We start from the raw sequence: 25,114 nt of genomic DNA, 5'->3' as shown, positions 1-25,114 counted from the left end.
CGAGCTCATTTCACTCCGTCCAGATTCAGCCGCAAGGCGCATGAAGACGGTTCCTTGAGCTCATACATACGTGCGGTAGGGCCGCAATCCAAATCACTGTTTCTTTCGCTTTGTTACGAAAGCATGCGTTTGAAATAAAAGCGCAATTTGCCTGGATTCCGGTCTGCGGAAACAGCAATGCCCGGGGGTGTCCCCCCGGGCCTTTTTCGTGGCGATTCTCTGTTTTGCGTCAGTTCGACTGGCGACGAAGGAACGCGGGAATTTCAAGCTGGTCGTCTTCCTGCATCATGCGAGCCTGCGGAACGTTGCGGCCCTGATCGTCCAGGTTTCCGCGACGCGGAGCATAAAGGCTCGCTTCGGGAGAAAGCGGACGGCGCTGCTGCGATGCGGCGGCAGGAGCCGATGTCATCTCGGGAACGACTTCCTCTTCCCGACGACCGAGAGAGTTCGTGATCCGCTTGAGAAGTCCCATCGGGCCGCGATCTTCATGGGCATGCGACGGCGCCGCAGGCTGCGTGCGGTGATCGATTTCGGCCTGAACGACCGGCGGGAAATCCTCGACCTTCGGCATGCGCATGGACGGCTGCGGTGCAACGTGCTGCTGCATGACAGGAGCAGGCTGCTGCATGACCGGCGCCGGCTGGCTCATCACCGGCTGGGGAGCCGGTTGCTGCATGACCGGGGCATAAGTCGGAGCGGCCTGGACCGGTGCCGGACGGATGATCGGAGCGGCTTCGGGAGCTGCGAAGATCTTGCTCTGCGGACGGAACGTTTCCTGCTGAACAGGCTGCTGTACCGGTGCGGCGGCGCGCGGTGCGTGGATCTCGAGTTCGCGTTCCATTTCGGCTTCCGCCATACGAATGGTCTGCGCGATCGGGTCGATGGCCTTTGGTGCCTGCTGCATGACAGGTGCAGGCTGAATTGCGGCCGGTGCCGGAGCAACGGCCGCAGACGGACGGATCATCGGCTTCTGGATCTGCTGGAAGCCCTTGCCGGCGTCCTGGTTCATCGCACGGTCGATGCCGGTGGCAACGACGGAAACGCGGATGATGCCTTCAAGCGATTCGTCGAAGGTCGCGCCGAGGATGATGTTCGCATCCGGATCGACTTCTTCGCGGATACGGGTCGCAGCTTCGTCGACTTCGAAGAGGGTGAGGTCGCGACCGCCGGTGATGGAGATCAGCAGGCCCTGTGCGCCCTTCATCGAGGTTTCGTCGAGCAGCGGGTTTGCGATCGCGGCTTCGGCAGCCTGCATTGCACGGCCCTGGCCGGAAGCCTCGCCGGTACCCATCATCGCGCGACCCATTTCACGCATGACCGAACGGACGTCGGCGAAGTCGAGGTTGATGAGACCTTCCTTCACCATCAGGTCGGTGATGCAGGCAACGCCCGAGTAGAGAACCTGGTCTGCCATCGCGAACGCGTCGGCGAAGGTCGTCTTGTCGTTGGCAATGCGGAAGAGGTTCTGGTTCGGGATGACGATCAGGGTGTCGACCGACTTCTGCAGTTCCTGGATACCCGATTCGGCCAGACGCATGCGGCGTCCGCCTTCGAAGTGGAACGGCTTGGTGACGACGCCGACCGTCAGTATGCCCTTGTTGCGGGCTGCCTGCGCGACAACCGGAGCAGCACCAGTGCCGGTGCCGCCGCCCATGCCGGCGGTGACGAAGCACATGTGCGTGCCCTGCAGATGATCAACGATCTCGTCGATGCACTCTTCGGCAGCTGCACGGCCGACTTCCGGCTGCGAACCGGCGCCGAGACCCTCGGTGACGCTGGCGCCGAGCTGGATGATCCGCTCCGCCTTGGTCATCGTCAGGGCCTGGGCATCCGTGTTGGCGACGACGAAGTCGACGCCCTGGAGGCCCGCGGAAATCATGTTGTTGACAGCATTGCCGCCGCCGCCGCCAACACCGAACACGGTGATCCGCGGCTTCAGCTCTGTGATGTCAGGCTTATGCAGCTTGATAGTCATGGTACCGTTCCTTCTCCTTATGGCCGCATCGCCACGCCGGCCAATTCATTAAATCTCTAGAAGCTTTCCTTCAGCCACTGGCCCATTCGGGCAATGCGGCTGGTATTTCCGCCAAGCGACATGAGCAGACCGCTCTGTGACGCATGTGTTTCCATGTCCGCGACCTGCGGATAGATCATCAGGCCGACTGCCGTCGAAAAGGCCGGGCCCTTCGCAGCGGTCGGAAGACCCGACACACCCATCGGACGACCGATTCTGACATTGCGGGCCAGGATGCGGCGTGCGACGTCGGCAAGGCCGGTCAGCTGGCTTGCGCCACCCGTCAGCACGACACGCTTTCCGACGATCGGGCTGAAGCCCGAGCGCTGGATCCGGTCGCGAATCAATTCCATTGTTTCTTCGATGCGGGCGCTGACGATGCGCGAAACCAGCGCACGCGGCACCTGCGTCGGCAGGTCACGGTCGTCCTCGCCGATCGGCGGGATCGAGATCAGTTCGCGCTCATCGGAAGAGTTCGGCATAGCCGAAGCGTGAACCACCTTCAGGCGCTCCGCGTCTTCGATGCGGGTCGAAAGACCACGCGCCAGATCGGTCGTCACATGATGACCGCCAAGGCTGACAGCATCCGTATGCACCAGCTTGCCTTCGGCAAAGACCGAGATCGTCGTCGTGCCGCCGCCCATGTCGATTGCGGCGCAACCGAGCTCGACTTCATCGTCGACGAGAGCGGCAAGACCGGAAGCGTAAGGCGTCGCGACGATGCCCTCGACCGAGAGATGCGCGCGATTGACGCTGAGCTCGAGATTCTTGAGAGCCGTACGCTCTGCCGTCACGACATGCATGTCGACGCCGAGCACATCACCGTACATGGACAACGGATCGCGGATGCCTCGCTCGCCATCGAGCGAGAAGCCGGTGGCAAGCGAATGAAGAACCGCACGGTCCTGACGCAGCGACTGCTGGCAAGCTGCGGAGAGAACCTTCTTCAGGTCGTTCAGTTCGACTTCCTGACCACCGAGATCGATGGTCGCGGTGTAGATGTCGCTGGTGAGACGACCGGCCGTGACGTTAACGATCAGGCTTTCGACCGTAAGCCCAGCCATACGTTCGGCGGCATCGACAGCGAGACGGATGACGCTTTCGAGGGCATCGAGGTCCGAGATCGCTCCGGTCTTGATACCGCGCGAACGCTGATGGCCGATGCCGATGATTTCGATGTTGTGCGTGCGGCCCGGAAGAACCTGGCTCTCTTCGCGAGGCGTCAGCCGTCCGATCATGCAGACGACTTTCGTCGACCCGATATCAAGCACGGAAACGACATGCGACCGCTTCGACGAAAGCGGCTTCAGGCGCGGCAATCCGAAATGGGATGAACCGAACAAGCTCATATATTCTGCCCCGCCTTCTTCAAATCTTTGGTGCGTTGATCGAGGACCAGCTGACGCCGGGCCATCGCCTCTGGCGTCAATTGAATTGCAGTGCGATCGGAAAGACGAAGGTCGACCGCCGCGATATCGCGATCGAGAAGGTCCTGTTCTTTCACGAACTTCGAGAGGCGGGCGAGCGCGAGATCGATCTCGTCTTCAGGCAGCTTGACCACGATGCCGTTGTCCATGTGCAGATCCCAGCGACGACCGGAGACCCAGACGTAGGCCTTCACGCGCGCCTTGATATCCGGCCACTTCGAGAACTCGTCCTCGAGCGAAACGGCCGCAACCTCGGCACCTCGGCCAACGACCAGCGGCAACTGCGAGAACTTGTTGTCGCGAAGCGGCGCGATGACCGCCCCACCCTTCTCGACCAGGGACAATTCCGTGCCGTGCTGCCAGATCGCGTAAGCCGCACGCTCTTTCAGCTTCACCTCGATCGTCTTCGGGTAAACCTTGCGAATCTCGACGCTCTCGACCCAGGGAAGCTTCGCGATCTTCTGGCGCGCGGCGTCGACATCGAGGGCAACGAGCGACGTCGTACCGTCGAGCCCGATGAGCTGGAGAATATCGATCTCGGAAGTTTCGGAGTTGCCGGAAACCTTCACATCCTCGATAGCAAAACCGGCAGCCGTGGTCGTCGCCTGCGCGACGGCCTCGGTGTGACCGCCGAGGGACATGCCGTAGAGACCCGTCGCGGACAGGAACGCCAAAGCCGATACGGTGCCGACATGAGCCGGAATATGGATGCGGCCGCTACCGAGGCTGACAAGGAAGCGCACGACGCGACGAAGGGGCCGCGGCAGGACCATGCGCCCATCACCTTCGGGATACGCGGGCTCCACGCGATGGCTGGGCCGCCCCACTCTTTTGACCGTCACCGAGAACAAGAAGCGTCCTCCACCATCCACCGGAGAAATTCACCGAACGAGTAACCGGCATATCCGGCCATTTCAGGCACCAGAGACGTTGGCGTCATACCCGGCTGAGTGTTGATTTCCAGCCAGATGAGCTCGCCATCCTCGGAGAAGCGATCGTCGTAACGAAAGTCGGACCGACTAACCCCACGGCAACCAATCGCTTGATGCGCCCTTAATGCCAATGATTGTATTTTTTGGTAAATATTCGGTGAAATTTCCGCCGGAATGACGTGTTTTGAGCCACCCGCAACGTACTTGGCGTCGTAGTCATAGAAGCCGTGGCCGAGCGGAACGATCTCGGTGACACCGAGCACCTGATCGCCCATCACACCGCACGTCAGCTCACGCCCATGAATGTAACGCTCGACGAGAACCTCTTCGCCGTAGCGCCACTCGGGAGAGCCGATGACCTGCGGCGGATGAGTCTGATCCTCCTGAACGATGACTACACCGAAGCTCGACCCCTCGCGCACCGGCTTAACGACGTAAGGCGGCTTCATCGGGTGATCGGCCGGAAAGGCGAATCGATTAATGACCTGAGACAGCGCCACCGGGATGCCGGCAGCGGCGGCAACGCCCTTTGCCTTGGCCTTGTCCATCGCCAGCGCCGAAGCGAGAACGCCCGAATGCGTATAGGGAATCTCGAGATATTCCAGGATGCCCTGGATCGTGCCGTCCTCACCGAAGGGTCCGTGCAGCGCATTGAAGACCACATCGGGACGCAGGGCCGAGAGCTTCGCCGAGACGTCGCGATCAACGTCAATCCGCGTGACTTGGAACCCTTCAGCCTCAAGCGCATCCGCGCACGCCATCCCCGACGAAAGGCTGACCGGCCTCTCCGAGGAAAATCCGCCCATCAGGACAGCGACGTGGTTGCGACTCATAGGTACCCCCAAAAATTACTGGCACTCTGGAATGCGATGCTTGCACCAAGCTTGTTTCCTGCCGAATCCGGCTCGCTTGGAATGCGTGTATTAGAGCAGCATTATGGTTAACGAAGCGTTTACTTTCGTTAACTTCATCTCACGGCGGAGCTCCGAAAGGGCCAGACAGGGATCGGGTCGAGCGGGTCGCTGGCATGTAAAAACCCCGCATCGGACGGCCGATGCGGGGTGAAACCGATGACGATAGCAGTTGACCGCTAGCTCTTGTTCTCGACCGCTTTCCAGACGATTCCGCCAAGAGCGCCGCCGATAAGCGGAGCCACCCAGAAGAGCCACAATTGCTGTAGAGCCCACCCGCCGACAAAGAGAGCCTGCCCGGTGGACCGCGCCGGATTGACGGAGGTGTTGGTGACGGGAATCGAGATAAGATGAATGAGCGTCAAAGCCAGCCCGATGGCAATCGGCGCAAATCCGGCCGGGACGCTGCCGCTGGTGGCGCCCAGAATGATGAAGATGAAAAACAGGCTGAGCAGCACTTCGATGACGAGAGCCGAAATCAGCGAGTAGCCGCCGGGTGAATGTTCCCCATAACCGTTCGCGGCAAAACCACCCAATTCGAAACCCGCCTTGCCACTTGCGACAATGTAGAGAACGCCGGCCGCGACGATCGCCCCGGCGACCTGCACAATGATGTAGGGAAGCAAATGCCCCTTGGGAAATCTGCCCGCGACCGTCAGTCCGAGCGTTACCGCCGGATTGAAATGCCCGCCAGATATGCCGCCGACAGCATAGGCCATGGTGAGGACAGTCAGACCGAACGCAAACGCGACGCCAACGAAACCGATGCCAAGTTCAGGGAATGCCGCGGCAAGAACCGCACTGCCGCAACCACCGAAAACAAGCCAAAAAGTACCAAGAAATTCTGCAATAAGACTTTTCTGCATATTTCCCTCCTGCTCTCAACCAGAGCGTTTATGAGAAATCCGCTAGATATTGATTCTGGTCAAGCGAATGCGCTGCAACAGCAGCACGGGCGAAAAATACCAAGCCTGCTAATGTTTTTTCCGTTTGTTACGCAATAGCCATTTGCGCCGAATTAAAATTGCGTTAAGAGCCGACGCTGCCTCCCGGGGCATCCTTACAATCCCGATTGGAATGAAAATGTCAGACGCGATATCCAGAGTATCGCCGACTCCCGCCTCATCGAACAATGCGCAAGTCAACTCGCCGGCGCGTGTTCTGATCGCGAGCCTCGTCGGCACCACGATCGAATTCTTCGATTTCTACGTTTATGCAACCGCCGCCGTCCTGGTTTTCCCGACGCTGTTCTTCCCGAACAGCGATCCGACGACCGCGCTGCTTGCATCCTTCGCGACCTTCTCGATCGCCTTCTTTGCCCGTCCGCTGGGCGCCGTGGTCTTCGGCCACTTCGGCGACCGGATCGGCCGCAAGACGACGCTCGTTGCCGCTCTGCTGACCATGGGGATCTCCACGGTGGTGATCGGCCTGCTGCCGTCCTACAATTCGATCGGCGTCCTCGCGCCTTTGCTGCTGGCACTTTGCCGCTTCGGCCAGGGCTTCGGCCTCGGCGGAGAATGGGGCGGCGCCGTGTTGCTCGCGACGGAGAACGCGCCGGAAGGCAAGCGCAGCTGGTACGGCATGTTCCCGCAGCTTGGCGCTCCGGTCGGCCTATTCCTGTCCTCGGGCATCTTCTGGCTGCTGCTGCAGGTCATGTCCCAGGAAGCGCTGCTGAGCTGGGGCTGGCGCGTACCGTTCATCTCCTCGATCCTGCTGATTGCCATCGGCCTCTGGGTTCGTCTCTCGATCACCGAGACACCCGATTTCCAGAAGACGATCGACAAGCAGGAGCGCGTTGCTGTTCCGGTTGCCGAACTCTTCCGCAAGCACAAGCGCAGCCTGTTCCTCGGCACTTTCGTGGCGCTCGCCACCTTCGTGCTGTTCTACATCGGCTCGGCCTATCTCCTGTCCTACAACGTCAAGGTTCTGAAGATCCCGTTCCTCGATGCGCTGGAAATCCAGATCGTCGGTTCGATTGCCTTCGGTATCTTCATTCCGCTGGTCGGTAAGCTTGCCGAGCGCTTCGGTCGTCGTGAGGTCCTGATCGTCACCACCGTGCTGATCGGCGTCTTCTCCTTCTTCCTGCCTGGCCTGATGACCGGCGGCGAAGGCAGCATCGTCGTTTTCGCCATCGTCGCGATGGCGCTGATGGGCATGACCTACGGTCTGATCGGCACCGCCCTTGCCGCGCCCTTCCCGACCGCGGTTCGCTATACCGGCTCCTCGATTACCTTCAACCTTGCCGGCATCTTCGGCGCCTCGCTCGCGCCCTATATCGCCACTTGGCTGCAGGCGAACTACGGCATGCAGTATGTCGGCTACTATCTCGGCCTTTCGGCTGTGATCACGCTCATCTGCATCCTGGCTTCGCGCCGCGACGAAGTCTGATCCCGCAACACATCAATCAAGGGCCGCGGCAGCACACTGCCGCGGCCTTTTTTGTTGTTGTCTGTTAACGCCTGGCGCCTAAGTTCTCGCGGAACGGAGGAAAAAGGAATGCTGACGCGACGATCGCTGCTGAGCCAAGGAATGGGCGCCGGATTTGCGATGGCGCTGCCGTCGTTATCGAGAGCGGCGACCTTCCCTGCGGTCGATGTCACCTTCCTCGTCATCAACGACGTCCATGCCTGCCGCTTCGGAGATGGACTGAGCCCGAACTGCCAGGAGCAAGGCAAGACGGACGCAAATCTCCTGCACCACATCCTCGCGCTCAACAGCATCCACCATCAGACATGGCCAGCTGAGATATCGGGAAAGCCGACCGGGATGACGCTCGCCGGTCAGCCGATCGCCAGGCCGCACGGCGTCATCGTCTGCGGTGACGTCACCGACGATGGCGGCGGACAGACAGCCGAGTTTGCGGAAGGATCGCAGCTGATGCAGTTCTCGCACCGCTACCAGCAGGGGCGCGGCGCGGACCAGGTCCATTTCCCCGTCTATGTCGGTCTCGGCAATCACGACCTCGACCAGGACGGGCGCCCGCCGCAGACGGATTGGTACCGCGACGAGCTGCGCGACTACGTGCAGATGAACCACAAGCCAAGCGTCTTCTTCAAGCCGCTTGTGCCTGTCGACAATTACGACGAAGCCTCCGACAACTACTCGTGGAACTGGGGCGGCCTGCACCTCATACAGGCTCAGCGCTATGGCGGCGACGACACCAAGGGAACCGCCAGCAGCCTCGACTGGATGAAGCGCGATCTCAAAACCTACGCATCGGACGGACGCCCGGTGGTGATCTTCCAGCATTATGGCTGGGACCAGTTCTCGCTGGAACGCTGGGATCCCGACAAGAAGACCTTCAACCTCACGGGAAGCGGCGCGCCCCACTGGTGGGGTGAATCAGAACGTCAGGAATTGATCGCAACCCTCGAAGGCTACAACGTTATCGGCATCTTTCACGGCCACGAGCACGACACGCCGATGGCCTACAAGGTCGGTGCGCTGGACGTGTTCAAAGCAAAAGCCGCCTTCATGGGCGGCTTCTGCCTCGTGCGGGTCACGAGTAACACGATGGATGTGGCGATCGGCGAAGCTATCGATAGCAGCGGCGGCGTCACCTTTTCGACGGCCTTCAGCAAACGCTTCGCCTGATGATCACTCGCTGGCAACGCCGTGGAAGGGGCGCACTTCGCGGCCCGGCATGAAGACGCCGAGACGCTTGATTTCCCACTCCAGCTTGATGCCGGACTTCTCGAACACCTCGCGGCGAACCTGCTCGCCAAGATATTCGAGATCGTATCCGGTCGCCTGACCGTTGTTGATCATGAAGTTGCAGTGCAGCGACGACATCTGCGCGCCGCCGATCACAAGACCACGGCATCCAGCTTCATCGATAAGCTTCCAGGCAGAATGACCTTCAGGGTTCTTGAAGGTCGAGCCACCGGTCTTTTCACGAATCGGCTGAACCGTCTCCCGATGGTTGCGGACGGCATCCATCTCGGCGCGGATCTTCGCGCGGTCCTCGGCATAGCCTTCGAACAGCACGGAGGTGAAAATCAGGTCGCTTGCAGCAGACGAATGGCGATAGGCGTAGCCCATATCGGCATTCGACAGGACATGCCGGTTTCCGGCCCGATCGATGGCGGTAACTTCGACCACCCGTTCGCGCGTTTCGCCGCCGTTCGCGCCGGCATTCATGCGCGCAGCGCCGCCGATGCTACCCGGAATCCCGTAGTAGAAATGGAAACCGCCGATGCCGTTGTCCATCGCCATGGCCGCGACGTATTTGTCCGGGCAGATCGCGCCGGCACGAATACGGTTTTCACCGGCGAGCTCGACGGAGCCGAAGCCCTTTGCCGAGAGCCGCAGCACCACGCCCGGAATGCCGCCATCGCGGACAAGGATGTTCGAGCCCACGCCGACGACCGTCAGCGGCACTTCGGCCGGCAAAATCTTCAGGAAGGCGATGAGGTCGTCTTCATCGTGCGGCTGAAACATCAGCTCCGCAAGGCCACCGGCATGAAACCATGTGACCCGGTCCATCGGCGCATCCGGCGTAATCCGTCCGCGGATATCCTTTACGCCGTCGCCGAGCGACGCAAGAAGCTTTTCCCCATTCACCTGTTTCATGCAGATATTCCCGAAAGGCTTTCCAATTGTTGGGGCAGCGCAGCCGCCCAGTAAGTGATGCTCCCAGCCCCCAACAGAACCACAAAATCCCCCGGCTTTGCAATCTCCGCGACCATTTGCGGCAAGAGTTCCGGCGAAGCGAGGAAACGCGCGTCGCGATGTCCCGCGGATTTGATCCGCGAAACAAGCGCTTCCGAGTTTACGCCCTCGATCGGCTCCTCGCCTGCCGCATAGACGGGAGCGAGGAAAATGCTGTCGGCATCGTTGAAGCAGGCGGCGAATTCTTCGAAAAGGCTCGCCAGACGCGAATAGCGATGCGGCTGATGCACTGCGATCACGCGTCCCTTGCAGGCTTCGCGCGCGGCCCGAAGCACCGCCTTGATCTCGACCGGATGGTGACCGTAGTCGTCGAAGATCTGCACGCCGTTCCACTCGCCTGTCAGCGTGAAGCGGCGCTTGACGCCGCCGAACGAGGCCAGACCCTTTGCGATATCTTCGCTCGACATGCCAAGGCGGTTGGCCACAGCAATCGCGGCGACGGCATTGGAGATGTTGTGGCGGCCTGGCATCGGCATGACGAGATTGTCGAGCCTGATCACCTGACCGGTCCGGCGGCGACGGATCTCGACGTCGAAAATCGAACGCGGACCATCGATGCGGACGTTCATGAAGCGGACATCGGCCTGCGGGTTTTCACCGTAGGTGACGATCTTGCGGTCCTCGATGCGGCCGACCAGCGCCTGAACTTCAGGGTGGTCAAGGCAGAGCACGCCAAAACCGTAAAACGGTACGTTCTCGACGAATTGGCGGAATGCAGCCCGCACGGCGTCGAAGTTGCCGTAATGATCCAGATGCTCGGGATCGATGTTGGTGATGACGGCGACATCGGCGGGAAGCTTGAGGAAGGTGCCGTCGGACTCGTCGGCCTCCACCACCATCCACTCGCCCTCGCCCATGCGGGCGTTGGTGCCGTAGGCATTGATGATGCCGCCGTTGATCACGGTCGGATCGAGCCCGCCGGCCTCCAGAAGCGTCGCCACGAGCGATGTCGTCGTGGTCTTGCCGTGCGTGCCGCCGATCGCGATCGCATTGCGGAAGCGCATCAGCTCGGCCAGCATTTCGGCACGGCGAACCACCGGCAGCAGCTTCTCGCGCGCGGCAATCAGTTCGGGATTGCTCTTCTTGATGGCTGTCGAAACGACGACGACCTCGGCATCCCCAAGGTTTTCGGCCTTGTGGCCAACGAAGACTTCGATACCCTTTTCCCGCAGGCGCTGCACATTGGCGCTGTCTGCCTGGTCGGAGCCCTGCACACGATGGCCGAGATTGTGAAGCACCTCGGCGATACCGCTCATTCCAATGCCACCGATACCGATGAAATGGACGAGCCCGATGGCTTTCGGCATTTTCATGCGCGTTTCCCCTTGAACTCTGCAATTGTACGTCGAGCCGCAATAGCCTCTACCATGTCGGCAAGCAAGTTCGCAGCGTCGGGTTTGCCGGCCTGCCTTGCGGCAGCGGCCATCTTTGCAAGCTTTTCCGGGTCGTTCATCACATGCGTCAGGATTGATGCGATCTTCTCGGAAGAAAGATCCGCCTGCGGGATAACCTTGGCCCCGCCCGTCGCGGCAAGTGCCGCGGCGTTCGCCGCCTGGTCATGATCGAGCGCATGCGGATAGGGAACAAGGATCGCCGGGCGGCCGATGACCGAAATCTCCGAGACCGTCGATGCGCCGGAGCGGCAGATCACCAGATGCGCCTTGGCCAACCGCTCGGCCATGTCGGTAAAGAACGGCGCGATCTCGGACGAAGCGCCCATTTCCAGCTTGGCGACGCAATCGCCAACCATGCCCATGTCCTCGGACCGAACCTGCTGGGTGATCCTGAGACGTCCGCGAAGCTCGTCGTCGAGCAGGCTTATCGCCGTCGGCATCGCCTTCGAGAAGTATTGTGCACCCTGGCTACCGCCGAAAACCACAAGATTGAACGGCTCTCCGGCGCGCGAGGGCGCATAAGGAGTGTTCGCAGCCTCGATGATCGCTGGACGGACCGGATTACCGGTCGCAACCGTCTTCTCGGGAAACTGACCGCCGCCGTCAGGCAGAAACCCGCCCGCAATCGCCTGCACGCGTGACGCCAGTGCCTTGTTGGCACGCCCCATTACCGCGTTCTGCTCATGAATCATCGCCGGCACGCCGAGGCGCGTCGCGGCCAGCAGCGGCGGCACGGTGGGATATCCGCCGAAGCCAACGACGACGGCTGGCTTCAACCGCGCGATCAGCTTCTTGGCAGCCCGCATCCCGCTCCACAGCTTCCACAGCGCACGGGCGACGGCGACCGGGTTCTTCGAACCGATCGTCGCGGATGGAACGACGTGAATCTCATCGGCCGGAAACTTGCCGGCATAGCGCTCGGCGCGGCTGTCGGTAACGAGGTGCACGGAATAGCCGCGCTCCTTCAGCTTGTAGGCCAGAGCTTCCGCGGGAAACACATGGCCGCCGGTTCCCCCGGCGGCAAGCAGGACGATGCCTTTGCTCATGAACTCTTACTCCGCCGGCATTCCGTGCGCGACGCGGAAGAGGCTCCGGTCCTGCGCACGTTTTTCCGGCCTGTGACGCGTCAGCGCGAGAATGAACCCGGCCGTGACGCTGATAGCGACCATCGACGAACCACCATAGGAAATCAGTGGCAAGGTCATGCCCTTGGCCGGCAGCAGTTCGAGATTGACGCCCACGTTGATGATCGACTGTATGCCGATCTGCAGCACGAGGCCAGCGACGGCAAAACGGTTAAAGTCGTTCCGCTCCTTGTAGGCATGCGAGAGACCGCGCAGCACGAGAACCGAGAACAGCGCAACGAGCGCCATACAGAAGACGATGCCGAACTCCTCGGCCGCGACCGAGAAGATGAAGTCGGTATGCGCGTCAGGGATGATGCGCTTGACGATGCCCTCGCCAGGCCCCTGGCCGAACCAGTCGCCGCGGATGATGGCTTCGCGTGCGGTGTCGATCTGGAAGGTATCGCCTTCCCCGGTCAGGAACTTGTCGATACGAAGCGCCACGTGCGGGAAGACATAATAGGCACTGAAGAGGCCTCCGACACCGCCGGCGCCAAGCAGGATGATCCAGATCCAGGGCATGCCGGCCATGAAGAACATGCCGCCCCAGACGGCTGTCGTCAGGATGGTCTGGCCAAGGTCCGGCTGCGCCACAAGCAGGGCCGCGACTATTCCGAACAGGATGATGGCAAACAGGTTGCCCGGAATTTCAGGCTGGCGCGCATGTTCGGCAAACAGCCAGGCGCAGACGACGACAAAGGCCGGCTTCATGAATTCCGACGGCTGGATCGAGATGCCCGCCATGGTAACCCAACGACGCGAACCCTTGACTTCGACACCGAAGAACAGCGCCAGCAACATCATGCTGAGCGCCACGATCAGAAGGATGATCGCCGTGCGCCGCACCTGGCGCGGCGTCAGGAACGAAAGCCCGATCATCACCCCGATCGAAGGGATCATGAATGCGGCATGTCGCTTGACGAAGTGGAACGGCTCGAGCCCGATACGCTCCGCGACCGCGGGCGATGCCGCGAACGACAGCATGAAGCCGATGCCCATCAGGAAGATGAACATCGCCAGAAAAAAGCGGTCGATGGTCCAGAACCAATCGGCCAGAGGCCCACGTTCCGCGCGGCTTACCATGTCATTTATCTCCTGTTGCCGAACCGATCAGCATGGTGATTCCGTCGAGCGCTGCCACATGGCTGACAAATGCATCGCCCCTGATTTCGAAGTTCTTATATTGGTCGAAGCTTGCGCAAGCCGGGGATAACATCACAGCGAGCGGGCCGCTTTCATCTTTTTCAGCGTCCGCGGCAGCATGCGCGACGGCGCGCTCGAGCGTGCCCGAGATCTCGTAAGGCACCGCCTCGCCGAGCGTCGCGGCAAACTCCGCCGCCGCTTCGCCGATCAGGTAGGCCTTGGCGATCCGCGGGAAGAAGCCCGTCAGCGACGCTATGCCGCCCGCCTTCGGAAGCCCGCCCGCGATCCAGTAGATCCGGGCATAGCTCGAAAGCGCTGGAGCTGCCGCGTCGGCGTTCGTCGCCTTGGAGTCATTGACGAACACGGCGTTGCCGCGACGCCCGACCGGCTGCATGCGGTGCTTGAGACCGGGGAACGACGCGAGCCCGGCGCGGATTTCATCCTCCGAGACACCGACGGCAAGGCACGCAGCAACGGCAGCAGCAGCATTCTGTGCATTGTGGCTGCCCCGCAGCGTCTGGATGCCGTCGAGATCCGCGATGGGGTTCATCGCAGCACCCGCCGCCCGGATGAGCCTGGTACCTTCGGCATAAATGCCGTCGGCAAGCGTCAGACGCTTGGAAATCCTGATGACCTTGCGGCCGGCCCGCTCGACGCGGTCGGCGATGATCTCGCAGTAGCTGTCGTCGACGCCGATGACTGCGACGTCGCTGCCGGCCACCAGCCGTTCCTTGACGTCGGCATAATGCTGCATCGTGCCGTGACGATCGAGATGATCCGGCGTCAGGTTGAGCAGGATGCCTGCGGACGGATTGAGCGTCGGCGCAAGATCGATCTGGTAGGACGAGCATTCGACGACGTAAAAGCGTCCGGCCTTGGGCGGCTCCAGCGTCAGCACCGCCGTCCCGATATTGCCGCCGAGCTGGGTGTCGCGACCGCTGGATCGCAGGATATGCGCGATCAGGGCTGTCGTTGTCGATTTGCCGTTGGTGCCGGTTATGGCGATGAACGGGCAATCGGGAGCATGCGCCCGACGCTCCCGGACGAAAAGCTCCACGTCACCGACGATGTCGACGCCGGCGGCACGCGCGAGATCGACTGTCCAGTGCGGCTTCGGATGCGTAAGCGGCACGCCCGGCGAAAGCACGAACAGCGACTGGACGCTCCAGTCGATCGTATGCAGATCGGCCGTATGGATGCCTTCGGCTGCAGCCTTGGTCACGCTATCGGGATTGTCATCCCATGCCGTCACTTCCGCGCCGCCCAATTTCAGGGCTCGGGCCGTGGCAAAGCCCGACCCGCCGAGCCCGAAGAGCGCGACTTTCTTACCAGCAAGCGTCGTAACGGGAATCATTGCCGCCTCACCGCAGCTTCAGGGTGGAGAGGCCGAGCAAGGCGAGACCGCCGGCGATGATCCAGAAACGGATCACAACCTGACTTTCCGTCCAGCCCTTCTTTTCGAAATGGTGGTGGATCGGCGCCATCAGGAACACGCGCCGGCCGGTCATCTTGAAGAAGCCGACCTGAATGATGACAGACAGCGTTTCGGCGACGAACAGCCCACCGATGATCGCCATGACGATCTCGTGCTTGGTGGCAACGGCAACGGTGCCGATCGTGCCGCCGAGCGCCAGCGAGCCGGTATCGCCCATGAAAATGGCGGCGGGCGGCGCGTTGAACCACAGGAAGCCGAGGCCCGCGCCGATAACAGCGCCAAGCACCACAGAAAGCTCACCGGTGCCGGGCACGAAGTTGATCTGGAGGTAGTTCGCAAAAACAGCGTTACCGGCGAGGTAGGCAATCACGCCGAAGGAGGCCGCGGCAATCATGACCGGGACGATGGCAAGACCGTCAAGCCCGTCTGTCAGGTTGACGGCATTGCCGGCGCCAACGATCACGAAGCCGCCGAAGACGACGAACATGATGCCGAGATTGAGCATGAAGTCCTTAAAGAACGGGAACGCGATCGAAGACCCGAATGTCGAACCCGCAGGACCGGAAGCCAGCGACGTGCGCATCATGAAATAGACGGCGATCCCGGCGATTACGAATTCGATGCCGAGGCGGGCCTTGCCGGAGAAGCCCTTGTGGCTCTGCTTGGTGACCTTCAGATAGTCGTCGTAGAAGCCGATCGCGCCGAAGCCGAGGGTCACCAGCAGCGTCGCGACAACGTAGACGTTGGAAAGGTCGGCCCAGAGCAGCGACGACCCGACGATGCCGGCGAGAATCATCAGGCCGCCCATGGTCGGCGTGCCGGCCTTCTTGAAGTGCGTCTGCGGCCCGTCGGCGCGGATCGGCTGGCCCTTGCCCTGGCGGATGCGCAAGGATCTGATGATCATCGGTCCGAACAGGAAGACGATGAAGGCGGACGTAAACAGGGAGGCGCCCGTACGGAAGGTGATGTACCTGAAGAGATTCAAAAACTTCAGGTGTTCCGACAGTTCGACAAGCCAAATCAGCATTCAGGGCCCCTTGTTTACCCGCTCAAAAATCGCGTTGCGTGTCGGCAAATGGCGGGAACTTGTCAAGGAGCGCGGCAACGATCTTGCCGAAACCGATACCCAGTGACGATTTTACCATCAGCACGTCACCCGACGCGACAGAGTTCAGTACATATTCCGTTAGTTCTGCGGTGTTCTCGTAGTGAACGACCTGGATGCTCTCGGGGAGCGATTCCTTTAGCGCAGCCATCTCCGGGCCGGCCAGCCAGACGTGCTCGATGCCGGCAGCCAGCAATGGCCCAGCTAGGTCCGCGTGAACTTTCTGCGCGTAGTCGCCCATTTCAAGCATGTCGCCGAGCACAGCCACGCGGCGCCCGCCGGCCGTTGGGACGGAGCTTGCGAGCACGGCGATTGCCGCCTTCATCGAAGCGGGATTGGCGTTGTAGCTCTCGTCGATAACAGTGAAGGTGCCATGGTTGATCGTCAGCCTGTGGCGGCGACCCCTGCCCTTCTCCGGCTGGAGTGTCGCCAGGGCGCCGACGGCCTGCTGCATGTCCGCACCGACGATCTGCACGACGCCGAGGGCCGCCAGTGCATTCTCGGCGATATGCCGCCCCGGCGCACCGATCGCGACTTCCTTGGTGTCGCCGTCGATCGTGATCCACAGGGTCGAACTCTGATCCGAACCATTGAACTCGGCCAGGCGGAAATCCGCCTTGGCATGCTGTCCGAATGAATGGATGTGCTGGATGCCGCAGGCCTGCGCCGTGCGTTCCAGAAAATTGAACTGGTCATTGTCCCGGTTCAGCACGACCTGACCACCGGGCACCACGCCCTCGAAGATTTCGGCCTTCGCCGTCGCGATCTCCCGGATGCTCTTGAAGTTGCCGAGATGCGCAGGCGCGATCGTGGTGATGACAGCGACATGCGGCTGGATCATCTTCACAAGCGGCCGTATCTCGTCGGGGTGGTTCATGCCGACTTCGAAGACACCAAAATAGGTGTCGAGCGGCATACGGGCGAGCGTCAGCGGCACGCCCCAATGATTGTTGAAGGAAGCAACGGAGGCATGCACCTTGCCCGACGGCGATAGGACACGTCGCAGCATTTCCTTCGTGGTCGTCTTGCCGACAGAGCCCGTCACGGCAATGATCTGGGCGCGCGAACGGGCACGCGATGCCTGGGCGAGCTTGCCGAGCGCCGCCAGAACGTCCTCGACGACGATCATCGGAACGGTAAGGCGGCCCATGGCGGGAAGACGCGCTTCGCTGACGACGAGAAGCGCTGCGCCGTTCGCCATCGCCATCGAGGCATAATCGTGACCGTCGACGCGATCGCCCTTGATGGCAAAGAACGCCTCGCCTGGTCCAATCGAGCGGCTGTCTATGGAGATTCCGGTGATACCCTCAGGTAGGGTGCCGAACGGCCGCCCCGCCATCGCGGCAATCATGTCTTCCGTCGTCCAGAGCCAGCTCACGATTTCAGCTCCTCCAAAGCCTTACGCAATTCGGCATGATCCGAAAATGGCAGGGTGACGCTCCCGATCGTTTGCCCTTCCTCGTGGCCCTTGCCGGCAACGATCAGCGTGTCGCCCGATGTGAGCATCGCAACCGCGGCTTGAATTGCCTCGGCGCGGTCCCCGACTTCGGTTGCGCAGCTCGCCGCAGCCATGATCTCGGCACGGATGGACGCCGGCTCCTCCGAGCGCGGGTTGTCGTCGGTGACGATCACGACATCGGCCAGACGGCAGGCGATCTCGCCCATGATCGGGCGCTTGCCGCGGTCACGGTCGCCGCCGCAGCCGAATACCACGATCACCCGGCCGGTCGTGAACGGCCGAACGGATTCGAGGACGTTGGAAAGCGCGTCCGGCTTGTGGGCGTAATCGACATAGGCGAGCGCGCCGTCCTTGTTGTGACCGACCAGCTCAAGCCGGCCCGATGCACCCTGCAGCTTTTCAAGCGCAGCCATGGCAACTTTTGCCGGCACGCCTGTCGACATCGCAAGGCCCGCTGCCACCAGCGCATTGGCCACCTGGAAATCGCCGGCAAGCGGAATATCGACCTCGAAGATCTCGCCGTCGGCGTGAATTTCGGCCACCTGCTTGTGACGGAAGTGCTCGACGCGCTTCAGCGCCAGGTAATCGCCCTTACGGCCGACGGTGCGGATATCGTGGCCCGCGTCGCGCGCGGCCTTGATCGCCTGCTCCGACCACGCATCGTCGGCGAAGATCACCGCGGGAGCGCCCTTCGGAAGCAGCGTATCGAACAGCCGCATCTTCGCGGCCATGTAGCTCTCGACCGTCGGGTGATAGTCCATGTGATCGCGGCCGAGATTGGTAAAGGCCGCTGCGGCAAGCTTCACGCCATCCAACCGGCATTGGTCGAGCCCGTGGCTGGATGCCTCCATCGAGGCATGGGTGACACCTTCGTCCGCAAGTTCCGCCAGCAGCTTGTGCAGGGAAACCGGATCCGGCGTCGTCAGCGAGCCGTATTCGTTGCGCGTCGGAGACACGACGCCGGTGGTGCCGATCATTGCGGCGGGATGGCCCGCATAGGCCCAGATCTGCCGCGTGAACGAGGCAACGGATGTCTTGCCGGCCGTACCGGTTACGGCAACCATCGTTTCCGGCTGCTTCCCATAGAAGCGCGAAGCCGCGATGGACAGGAAGCGACGCGGATCCTTGAGAACGAGGACGGGGATCGAAGACTCAATGCCGTGGGAGGCAATTGCCACGACGGCGCCACGCGTGGCCGCATCGGCAATGAAGCCGGCGCCATCCGCTTTGGTCCCGGAAACGGCCACGAACACCATGCCAGGTTCGATCTTGCGGCTGTCGGACGAAATGCCGGAAACCGCCAGCGCCCCGACGGAGCCAGCCAGTTGTTCTTCAAGTTCAGGAAACGCGTTCCCGGCGATGTCTCGCAAGTTCATCGAATGTACTTTTCTCTCTCGAGCCGCCGCGCCCCCGTGGCGAATCGGCTTCGACATTCATTCAGCCTTAATAAGACACCAACATGGCCGAGCCGTCGTCACCGAACTTGGGTTCCACACCGAGAATTGGCGCCGCGCGGGAAATGATGTTCTTCACCATCGGCGCAGCGGTATAGGCGGCGATGTTCTGTCCCTTCTCGCCGTTGTGTGGCTCGTCGCAGAAAGTCAGCACGATATACTTCGGATCGTCGATCGGAAACGCTGCGAGGAATGCGTTGAAGTTGAGGTTCGTCGCATAGCGGCCGTTGACGACCTTGTCGGCCGTGCCGGTCTTGCCCCCGACGTTGAAGCCGGGAACATCGGCGTTGCGGCCGGAACCCTTGATACCGTTCAGCTTGAAGAGATAGCGGACGTCGTCGCTGGTCGTCTTCTTGACGACAACTTCAGCAACTTCATCGGCCTGCTCGCGGTTGCGCGGCAGGAAAGTCGGCTCGATAAGCTTGCCCCCGTTGACGAGCGCCGCACCGGCAACCGCCGTCTGCAGCGGCGTCGTGGAAACACCGTGACCGAACGAGATCGTCACCGAGTTGATCTTCTTCCAGACCTTCGGCTGGCTCGGCATCTTCACCTCAGGCAGTTCGGTCTTCATCCTGGTCAGCAAGCCGAGCTTCGTCAGGTAGTCCTTCTGCGCATCGATACCGACGATGTCGATGATGCGGGCGGTACCGACGTTCGACGAATACTGGAAGACTTCAGGCAGCGTCAGCCAACGTCGCTGGCCGTGGAAGTCGTGGATGGTGAAGCCCCCGATGCGCAGAGGCTGCGTTGCGTCGAAGCTGTCGGTGAGCTTTACCTTGCCGGTGTCGAGCGCCATGGCGAGCGAGAATGTCTTGAAGGTGGAGCCCATTTCGAACGTGCCGTTCGACATGCGGTTCAGCCAGCCTTCCTTGGCGCCTTCCAGAGGATTGTTCGGATCGAAATCCGGCGCCGAGGCCATGGCGAGAACTTCGCCGGTATGAACGTCGAGCACCACGGCGCCCGCGCCCTTCGCTTCGTAGTTGGTGACCGCGTTTGCCACGACGTCACGAACGATGTTCTGAACGCGGACATCGATGGAAAGGCGTACCGGCTCAAGCGGCTGGTCACTGGTCATGCCGACCGAGGCAAGATCGGCAAGCCCCTGATCGTCGATGTACTTTTCCATCCCCGCAACGCCGCGGTTGTCGATGTTGACGTAGCCGAGAATATGCGCGGCCGTCGGACCACCCGGATAGAAACGGCGTTTTTCCGGGCGGAAGCCGATGCCCGGAATGCCGAGCGCCAGGATCTGGCTCTGCTGCTTCGGCGTCAGCTGGCGACGCAGCCAGGCGAAGTGCGAGGTTCTGTTGGCAAGCTTCTTGTAGGTGCCCTTCATGTCGAGATCCGGCAGAACCGTCGACAGCTTTTCGACAGCTTCGTCGGGATCGACAACCTTGTTCGGTTCGGCAAACAGCGAAACCGTCCGGATGTCCGTCGCCATCACTTCGCCGTTGCGATCAAGGATATCCGGGCGAGACGCCATCAGGCGATCGGGCGGCAAAATGCTGGAGACCACATCAGGGTCACGCAGCGCGTATTCCACAAGGCGCCCGCCGATGACGGCGTAGACCCCAAGGAAGCCGATGATCAGAAGACCGACGCGGCTCTTGGCCTGTCCGGACCGCTTCTTGCGCGATCCCTGGATGGGAACCTGCTGCGAAGGTCCGCCGTTACGGCTGTAGCCGCCCGCGGAGAAGTGGGCCTGGCTCTTCGAAACCATGATACGTGAAAGAAAGGACATCTCTACTCCACAGATCCGGTTGCCATGAGATCCTCATCCTCGGCTTCGGGCACAGCCGGAACGGGCTTCGCCTTTTTGGCGGAGCCGGCTTTTGCTTCGGTAATATCGGGAACGGGAACCTGCGACTTCAGCATCGGCAGCTCGCGCGCATGAACCAGCGAGGTCGAAGGCGTCGGCTGCAGCTGAAGCTCGCCATTATAGTTGTTGACGAGACGCTCAAGCCGGTTCGGCTGCGAAAGCAGCGCCCAGTCGGCCTTCAACAGGTCGATGGTGTCTTTCTCGAGCTTGATCTCTGCCTCGAGGCGATGAACCTCTTCCAGCTTCAGTTCAGCGCGATGCTTGATCGTGTAGGTGACGGCCGCCGCTGCGGTCATCACTCCAATCAGGACAAGGTCGAAGGTTCTTAGCATATCAGGCTCCGAGCTTCCCGAGACTTGCAAGGTTGGGCAATCTGAACATCGAAAGATCGGCCGGTTCGGCCGGCGCGTCGGTCCGGCGTCCGGCGCGCAGCTTTGCCGAGCGCGCGCGCGGATTCGCGTCGGCCTCGGCTTCACTCGCAGAAACCATGGACTTGCCGACAGGTTCGAACGTGGCGGCGCGCTCGTGCGCGATCGGCAGATGCCGGGACCCCGACGCCTTGCCGGCACGATCGCTGAAAAATTTCTTGACGATACGATCTTCAAGCGAGTGGAACGTCACGACGACCAGCCGCCCGCCGGGCTTCAGCGCACGCTCGGCGGCGAAGAGCGCCTGAGCGAGCTCTCCCAACTCGTCGTTGACGAAAATACGAAGCGCCTGAAAGACACGGGTCGCAGGATGGATCTTGTCCTTCATCTTGCGGGGCGTGACGAGTTCGATCAGGCCGGCAAGGTCCCGCGTCGTCTCGAACGGCTTTTCAAGGCGACGCTTCTCTATCGCATGCGCGATCCGGGGAGACTGGCTCTCCTCGCCGAGAAAATGAAAAATGCGAATGAGATCAGCCACCTTGGCGCGATTGACGACATCGGCGGCCGAGACACCTGCACCCGACATACGCATGTCGAGCGGGCCGTTTTTCTGAAAGGAGAAACCGCGCTCTGCTTCGTCGATCTGCATCGACGAGACGCCGATATCGAGCACTACGCCATCGAGGCCAGAATCAGGGGCATGCTCGGCAAGCTGAGAGAACTGGGAGTGAACCAGAGCAAGATGACCGCCCGAGGCTGCCACCATCGCACCGCCCGCCGCGATCGCGGTCGGATCGCGATCGAGCGCGATCACATCGGCACCCGCCGAAAGGATTGCCGAGGTGTAGCCGCCGGCACCGAAGGTGCCATCGAGAATGACCTTGCCCGCAGCAGGCTCGAGTGCCGCAAGCACTTCGGCAAGAAGGACTGGAATGTGTCGAACCGGTCCGCCGCCAGCATCAGATGAACCTCCGCCAGGATTCGCCACCATTCCGTCCCCTTGTCCTATCCGGGACGCCCGCCAATCGGCTTGCGGCCCTCTCGTGCCATTGCCTGAGCAGCCTGAAACGCTTCGGGCTGCCACAGCTGAAAATGATCCGCCCGACCGACGAAGGCCACCTCGTCCGCGATACCGGTAAAGTCCCGAACGAAGTTCGTGACCAGCAACCGCCCTTCCGCATCGAGCTTCATGAAGACGCCGCCCCCATGAACAAGAAGCGACATCCGGTTCGCCTCCGGCGAGAACGGATCCTCTGACGCAATCTGCCGCTCGAACCGCTCCAGCAAATCCGAACCGCCGATGCTGATCGCCGGAAACACAAAATCCTGGAAACAGTACAGCTCCTGGATATTGCGCTGCGCCAGCACGGAACGAAACGCCGCAGGCACGGAAACCCTGCCCTTGGAATCGATCCGGTTGGTCGCATGTGAAAGGAAGCGGCTCATGACACGAAACATCCGTTTCCGAAAGAGCCCCAGCAAAATTCAGATGCCCGGGACCCTCACCCTCAGACACAGCCTCGCAAGCCAAGCGAAGCAAACTCCGCCTAGCATCTCCACTGAGGGAGACGCCTCTACTTTGCGATGAATGGGCATCAAATCGCCCTTGTGCAGTGCCTAATTGGGATAACATGGGTCCATATGGGCGTCAATGGGAAACGCCCGTCTCGCGACGAACGCACGTCGGAAATTTATAAGCTGTTAAGTTTAACAAACGGTTAGGATCAGCTCCAGTGCCCGTTATCCACCGCCTGAGAACCAGCGAATTAAAGACCGCCAGCCGTCTAAAAATGAAGCATCGTCCGCTGCGTTCTCTCGCGCCTCTACGCCAAATGGACGAAGGACCTCATGAGCCGGATTCGTTCCCATCATTAAGTGGAAGCCACTAAAGGCTACGCCGCAGAACTCTCACGGATGAAACATAGTATTTTAGCCAATTGAAATATTAAAGGACGGAATTATATCGTCTTCGAGAACAAACAGAGAAGCCACGGAGTATCACCCATGACAAACTTCACATTGAAGGGAATTCTATACGGGCTGAAACAAAGACCCGGCGCTCCGGTTTCTCTGACGAAGCAAGGAATGACCGCGGAAATTCAATGCATTTCCTGCGGAAAGACATTCAAGCGCTGGTCTATGCTTTCTTCAAGCATCACGATTTGTGACGAATGTCTGCCCAACAAGCAGACCGCTCACTGAACCGAGCATCAGGAAAAAAATCGCCAGTTGGCCTGTAAGCCGGGTTCTGTATGGCTCCGGCCGAAACCGGAACGTGGCAGCCATTCCTCTGGGACGACGTTTACACGCCGCCTCACGCAACCCACCCGGATGACTGGCCTAGAAACCGGCCGGCAAACTTTCGCTTACCGCGTCATCCCTATTCGGTCTTGCTCCCGGTGGGGTTTACCTTGCCATCGCCGTTACCGGAAATGCGGTGGGCTCTTACCCCACCCTTTCACCCTTACCGACGCCAAGGCGTCGGCGGTTTGCTTTCTGTGGCACTTTCCCTGAGGTCACCCTCGCCGGACGTTATCCGGCACCGTGTTTCCATGGAGCCCGGACTTTCCTCACCCTACCGCCTTTCGGCATTGGTAAAGCGCGGCTGCCCGGCCAACTGACAACGCTCCCTTAACGGAGAGTGTTTGCGAATGCCACCGAAATTCCGCAGGCAACTACCGGAAATATGGACGAAAGTCGGTGACGTAGCCCTGATCGCCGATTTCGCCGCGCAGAAGCAACTCCGCACCCAATCTGCCGAGCTCATCCGAGCTCTTGGCGGAGGTGCCCGCGCAGCCTGTGAGAACCGCAATCTCAGGCGATGCCGTGTAGCCGATCATCGGAAGGCCGCTTGGCGTATGCGAGACGGCGCACGCGGCCGACGATACCGAGCGCGGCCGCAGCTTTGGGACGAGATCGGCAACGATCCGGGTGAGATGGTCTCGTGCGACCTCACGCCCCTCCGTCCGGAACCAGGTTCGGAGTTCACTATCGCTGCGCAACACATGATCGTCAGGATCGCCCCCGATCTTCAGATAGAGCTTGCCGTCGGGATAGCGGATCGGCGGCAAAAGGTAGATGTCGATCCCGGGTGCGTCGAGGATGAGGGAGGGCATTCCCGCAAAGAGCGATGCGTCTTCCTCGTCCACCTCAAACAGAGCGACGGTCCGCCCCTTAACCGACATATCAACAGACGGCCGCAACAGATTCTCGGAAATGGAAAACCCGCCGGCGGCGAGCAGGACCTTCTCGGCCGTGAATTGGCTGCCACCGGCAGTCTCGACAACGGCGGCACCGCCCTGCTGATTGATCGAAACGACGAAGTCCCGCACGATTGATGCGCCCGCCTTCTCGGCCAGCAGCGACTGTGCCTTCACGAGCTTGCGTGGGCTGATGTAACCTGCTCCGCGTGCCTCGAATATCCCACACGTCAGATCCGGAAATGCAAACTGAGGAAATTGCGATGCCATAGCGGCGGGATCGAGCATTGCCGTCTCGACACCCAGGCGCTCTGCGGCCTGTCGCGTCCTTACAAGGTAATCGCTCCCCTCGGGAGCCGCGATCATGCAGCCCGCTTCGGTATAGAAGTCGATGCCGCTGCTTTCGGCAATCTCGCCATAGCGTGCGATCGAACGGTGGGCGAGCAAGGCCCATGTCGGATCGCGGTCGATAGAGCGGGTAATCCGGCCCTCGTCATAGTGACTGGCGAAGACCCCGTCATGGCCCTTGCGATCGACGGGCTCGTCAGGCCCGATCACGGCCACACCGTCCGACTGTCGCGCCAGATGCCTTGCGGCTGCAGCCCCCATCATGCCGCGCCCGACGACGATACATTTGAAATCAACGGCCATGCGATCC

The 25,114-nt window shown here is 61.1% G+C and carries 20 protein-coding genes and 1 other RNA gene; 2 read left to right on the top strand and 19 right to left on the bottom strand.

Annotated elements, in window-relative coordinates; genetic code table 11:
• Nucleotides 1–229 precede the first annotated feature (229 nt).
• From ftsZ to aqpZ, 5 genes are all read right to left on the bottom strand, one after another.
• A complete protein-coding gene (ftsZ, locus tag ASE04_RS04520; RefSeq protein ID WP_056812671.1) occupies nucleotides 230–1,975 on the bottom strand; it encodes a cell division protein FtsZ in 1,746 nt (581 codons plus the stop codon).
• Nucleotides 1,976–2,031: 56 nt separating this feature from the next.
• Nucleotides 2,032–3,363 (bottom strand): cell division protein FtsA, encoded by a 1,332-nt coding sequence (gene ftsA / locus ASE04_RS04515; RefSeq protein ID WP_056812668.1) that lies wholly within the window; start codon nucleotides 3,361–3,363, stop codon nucleotides 2,032–2,034.
• Complete coding sequence (locus tag ASE04_RS04510; protein WP_056812665.1) at nucleotides 3,360–4,292, bottom strand: cell division protein FtsQ/DivIB; 933 nt, start codon at nucleotides 4,290–4,292, stop codon at nucleotides 3,360–3,362. Before ASE04_RS04510 ends, ftsA begins: the two co-directional genes overlap by 4 nt.
• Nucleotides 4,280–5,206 (bottom strand): D-alanine--D-alanine ligase, encoded by a 927-nt coding sequence (locus ASE04_RS04505; RefSeq protein WP_056812661.1) that lies wholly within the window; start codon nucleotides 5,204–5,206, stop codon nucleotides 4,280–4,282. Before ASE04_RS04505 ends, ASE04_RS04510 begins: the two co-directional genes overlap by 13 nt.
• Nucleotides 5,207–5,463: 257 nt before the next feature.
• The gene (gene aqpZ / locus ASE04_RS04500) at nucleotides 5,464–6,150 is read right to left on the bottom strand and encodes an aquaporin Z (protein WP_056812658.1); all 687 of its coding nucleotides are present in this window, start codon (nucleotides 6,148–6,150) and stop codon (nucleotides 5,464–5,466) included.
• 217 nt (nucleotides 6,151–6,367) lie between these two features.
• On the opposite strand from aqpZ, the gene ASE04_RS04495 reads away from it, so the two are divergent.
• A complete protein-coding gene (locus tag ASE04_RS04495; protein ID WP_056812654.1) occupies nucleotides 6,368–7,672 on the top strand; it encodes an MFS transporter in 1,305 nt (434 codons plus the stop codon).
• Nucleotides 7,673–7,780: 108 nt separating this feature from the next.
• Nucleotides 7,781–8,878, top strand: a complete 1,098-nt coding sequence (locus ASE04_RS04490) for a metallophosphoesterase (RefSeq protein WP_056812652.1) — start codon at nucleotides 7,781–7,783, stop codon at nucleotides 8,876–8,878.
• A gap of 3 nt (nucleotides 8,879–8,881) precedes the next feature.
• On the opposite strand, the gene murB is transcribed toward ASE04_RS04490, so the two are convergent.
• The 14 genes from murB to ASE04_RS04425 all read right to left on the bottom strand — a co-directional run bounded on the left by murB (nucleotide 8,882) and on the right by ASE04_RS04425 (nucleotide 25,107).
• The gene (murB, locus tag ASE04_RS04485) at nucleotides 8,882–9,856 is read right to left on the bottom strand and encodes a UDP-N-acetylmuramate dehydrogenase (RefSeq protein ID WP_056812648.1); all 975 of its coding nucleotides are present in this window, start codon (nucleotides 9,854–9,856) and stop codon (nucleotides 8,882–8,884) included.
• Nucleotides 9,853–11,268: a UDP-N-acetylmuramate--L-alanine ligase gene (gene murC, locus ASE04_RS04480; protein ID WP_056812645.1), complete on the bottom strand. Its 1,416-nt coding sequence runs from the start codon at nucleotides 11,266–11,268 to the stop codon at nucleotides 9,853–9,855. The genes murB and murC overlap by 4 nt, the downstream gene beginning before the upstream one ends.
• Nucleotides 11,265–12,395: an undecaprenyldiphospho-muramoylpentapeptide beta-N-acetylglucosaminyltransferase gene (gene murG / locus ASE04_RS04475; RefSeq protein WP_056812642.1), complete on the bottom strand. Its 1,131-nt coding sequence runs from the start codon at nucleotides 12,393–12,395 to the stop codon at nucleotides 11,265–11,267. The genes murC and murG overlap by 4 nt, the downstream gene beginning before the upstream one ends.
• A 6-nt stretch (nucleotides 12,396–12,401) precedes the next feature.
• Entirely contained in the window at nucleotides 12,402–13,556 is a 1,155-nt protein-coding gene (gene ftsW, locus ASE04_RS04470; RefSeq protein WP_056812640.1) for a putative lipid II flippase FtsW, read from the bottom strand.
• A 1-nt stretch (nucleotide 13,557) separates the two neighbouring features.
• Nucleotides 13,558–14,970, bottom strand: a complete 1,413-nt coding sequence (gene murD, locus ASE04_RS04465; RefSeq protein ID WP_056812635.1) for a UDP-N-acetylmuramoyl-L-alanine--D-glutamate ligase — start codon at nucleotides 14,968–14,970, stop codon at nucleotides 13,558–13,560.
• A 7-nt stretch (nucleotides 14,971–14,977) separates the two neighbouring features.
• Nucleotides 14,978–16,078 carry a phospho-N-acetylmuramoyl-pentapeptide-transferase gene (gene mraY, locus ASE04_RS04460; RefSeq protein WP_056812632.1) on the bottom strand — a complete coding sequence of 367 codons (1,101 nt, stop codon included), beginning with the start codon at nucleotides 16,076–16,078 and terminating at the stop codon, nucleotides 14,978–14,980.
• A 22-nt stretch (nucleotides 16,079–16,100) separates the two neighbouring features.
• Nucleotides 16,101–17,534, bottom strand: coding sequence for a UDP-N-acetylmuramoylalanyl-D-glutamyl-2,6-diaminopimelate--D-alanyl-D-alanine ligase (locus ASE04_RS04455; protein WP_056812630.1), 1,434 nt, complete (start codon nucleotides 17,532–17,534; stop codon nucleotides 16,101–16,103).
• Complete coding sequence (locus ASE04_RS04450; protein ID WP_056812628.1) at nucleotides 17,531–18,991, bottom strand: UDP-N-acetylmuramoyl-L-alanyl-D-glutamate--2,6-diaminopimelate ligase; 1,461 nt, start codon at nucleotides 18,989–18,991, stop codon at nucleotides 17,531–17,533. The genes ASE04_RS04455 and ASE04_RS04450 overlap by 4 nt, the downstream gene beginning before the upstream one ends.
• 67 nt (nucleotides 18,992–19,058) lie before the next feature.
• Nucleotides 19,059–20,810 (bottom strand): peptidoglycan D,D-transpeptidase FtsI family protein, encoded by a 1,752-nt coding sequence (locus ASE04_RS04445; protein ID WP_056812624.1) that lies wholly within the window; start codon nucleotides 20,808–20,810, stop codon nucleotides 19,059–19,061.
• Nucleotides 20,811–20,812: 2 nt separating this feature from the next.
• Complete coding sequence (gene ftsL, locus ASE04_RS04440; RefSeq protein ID WP_056812620.1) at nucleotides 20,813–21,220, bottom strand: cell division protein FtsL; 408 nt, start codon at nucleotides 21,218–21,220, stop codon at nucleotides 20,813–20,815.
• 1 nt (nucleotide 21,221) lies between these two features.
• Nucleotides 21,222–22,247, bottom strand: coding sequence for a 16S rRNA (cytosine(1402)-N(4))-methyltransferase RsmH (rsmH, locus tag ASE04_RS04435; RefSeq protein WP_056812617.1), 1,026 nt, complete (start codon nucleotides 22,245–22,247; stop codon nucleotides 21,222–21,224).
• Between the two features lie 14 nt (nucleotides 22,248–22,261).
• Nucleotides 22,262–22,702, bottom strand: coding sequence for a division/cell wall cluster transcriptional repressor MraZ (mraZ, locus tag ASE04_RS04430; protein ID WP_056813139.1), 441 nt, complete (start codon nucleotides 22,700–22,702; stop codon nucleotides 22,262–22,264).
• A gap of 775 nt (nucleotides 22,703–23,477) precedes the next feature.
• An RNA gene (rnpB, locus tag ASE04_RS05365) (RNase P RNA component class A) lies at nucleotides 23,478–23,877 on the bottom strand.
• 54 nt (nucleotides 23,878–23,931) lie between these two features.
• The gene (locus tag ASE04_RS04425; RefSeq protein ID WP_056812614.1) at nucleotides 23,932–25,107 is read right to left on the bottom strand and encodes an NAD(P)/FAD-dependent oxidoreductase; all 1,176 of its coding nucleotides are present in this window, start codon (nucleotides 25,105–25,107) and stop codon (nucleotides 23,932–23,934) included.
• Nucleotides 25,108–25,114 lie beyond the last annotated feature (7 nt).

Source organism: Rhizobium sp. Root708 (genome assembly GCF_001429725.1).
Taxonomy (GTDB): domain Bacteria; phylum Pseudomonadota; class Alphaproteobacteria; order Rhizobiales; family Rhizobiaceae; genus Rhizobium.
The sequence above is the reverse complement of the archived record's forward strand: the minus strand, read 5'-3'. Positions and strand labels throughout refer to the sequence as shown.

Coding starts and splice junctions, on each gene's coding strand:
- mraY (WP_056812632.1), bottom strand. CDS start 16,078: ATGCTGATTTGGCTTGTCGAACTGTCGGAACACCTGAAGTTTTTGAAT.
- ASE04_RS04495 (WP_056812654.1), top strand. CDS start 6,368: ATGTCAGACGCGATATCCAGAGTATCGCCGACTCCCGCCTCATCGAAC.
- ASE04_RS04450 (WP_056812628.1), bottom strand. CDS start 18,991: ATGAACTTGCGAGACATCGCCGGGAACGCGTTTCCTGAACTTGAAGAA.
- murB (WP_056812648.1), bottom strand. CDS start 9,856: ATGAAACAGGTGAATGGGGAAAAGCTTCTTGCGTCGCTCGGCGACGGC.
- rsmH (WP_056812617.1), bottom strand. CDS start 22,247: ATGGTGGCGAATCCTGGCGGAGGTTCATCTGATGCTGGCGGCGGACCG.
- murG (WP_056812642.1), bottom strand. CDS start 12,395: ATGAGCAAAGGCATCGTCCTGCTTGCCGCCGGGGGAACCGGCGGCCAT.
- murC (WP_056812645.1), bottom strand. CDS start 11,268: ATGAAAATGCCGAAAGCCATCGGGCTCGTCCATTTCATCGGTATCGGT.
- ASE04_RS04490 (WP_056812652.1), top strand. CDS start 7,781: ATGCTGACGCGACGATCGCTGCTGAGCCAAGGAATGGGCGCCGGATTT.
- ftsZ (WP_056812671.1), bottom strand. CDS start 1,975: ATGACTATCAAGCTGCATAAGCCTGACATCACAGAGCTGAAGCCGCGG.
- ASE04_RS04425 (WP_056812614.1), bottom strand. CDS start 25,107: ATGGCCGTTGATTTCAAATGTATCGTCGTCGGGCGCGGCATGATGGGG.
- mraZ (WP_056813139.1), bottom strand. CDS start 22,702: ATGAGCCGCTTCCTTTCACATGCGACCAACCGGATCGATTCCAAGGGC.
- ftsA (WP_056812668.1), bottom strand. CDS start 3,363: ATGAGCTTGTTCGGTTCATCCCATTTCGGATTGCCGCGCCTGAAGCCG.
- murD (WP_056812635.1), bottom strand. CDS start 14,970: ATGATTCCCGTTACGACGCTTGCTGGTAAGAAAGTCGCGCTCTTCGGG.
- ftsL (WP_056812620.1), bottom strand. CDS start 21,220: ATGCTAAGAACCTTCGACCTTGTCCTGATTGGAGTGATGACCGCAGCG.
- ASE04_RS04505 (WP_056812661.1), bottom strand. CDS start 5,206: ATGAGTCGCAACCACGTCGCTGTCCTGATGGGCGGATTTTCCTCGGAG.
- ftsW (WP_056812640.1), bottom strand. CDS start 13,556: ATGGTAAGCCGCGCGGAACGTGGGCCTCTGGCCGATTGGTTCTGGACC.
- aqpZ (WP_056812658.1), bottom strand. CDS start 6,150: ATGCAGAAAAGTCTTATTGCAGAATTTCTTGGTACTTTTTGGCTTGTT.
- ASE04_RS04445 (WP_056812624.1), bottom strand. CDS start 20,810: ATGTCCTTTCTTTCACGTATCATGGTTTCGAAGAGCCAGGCCCACTTC.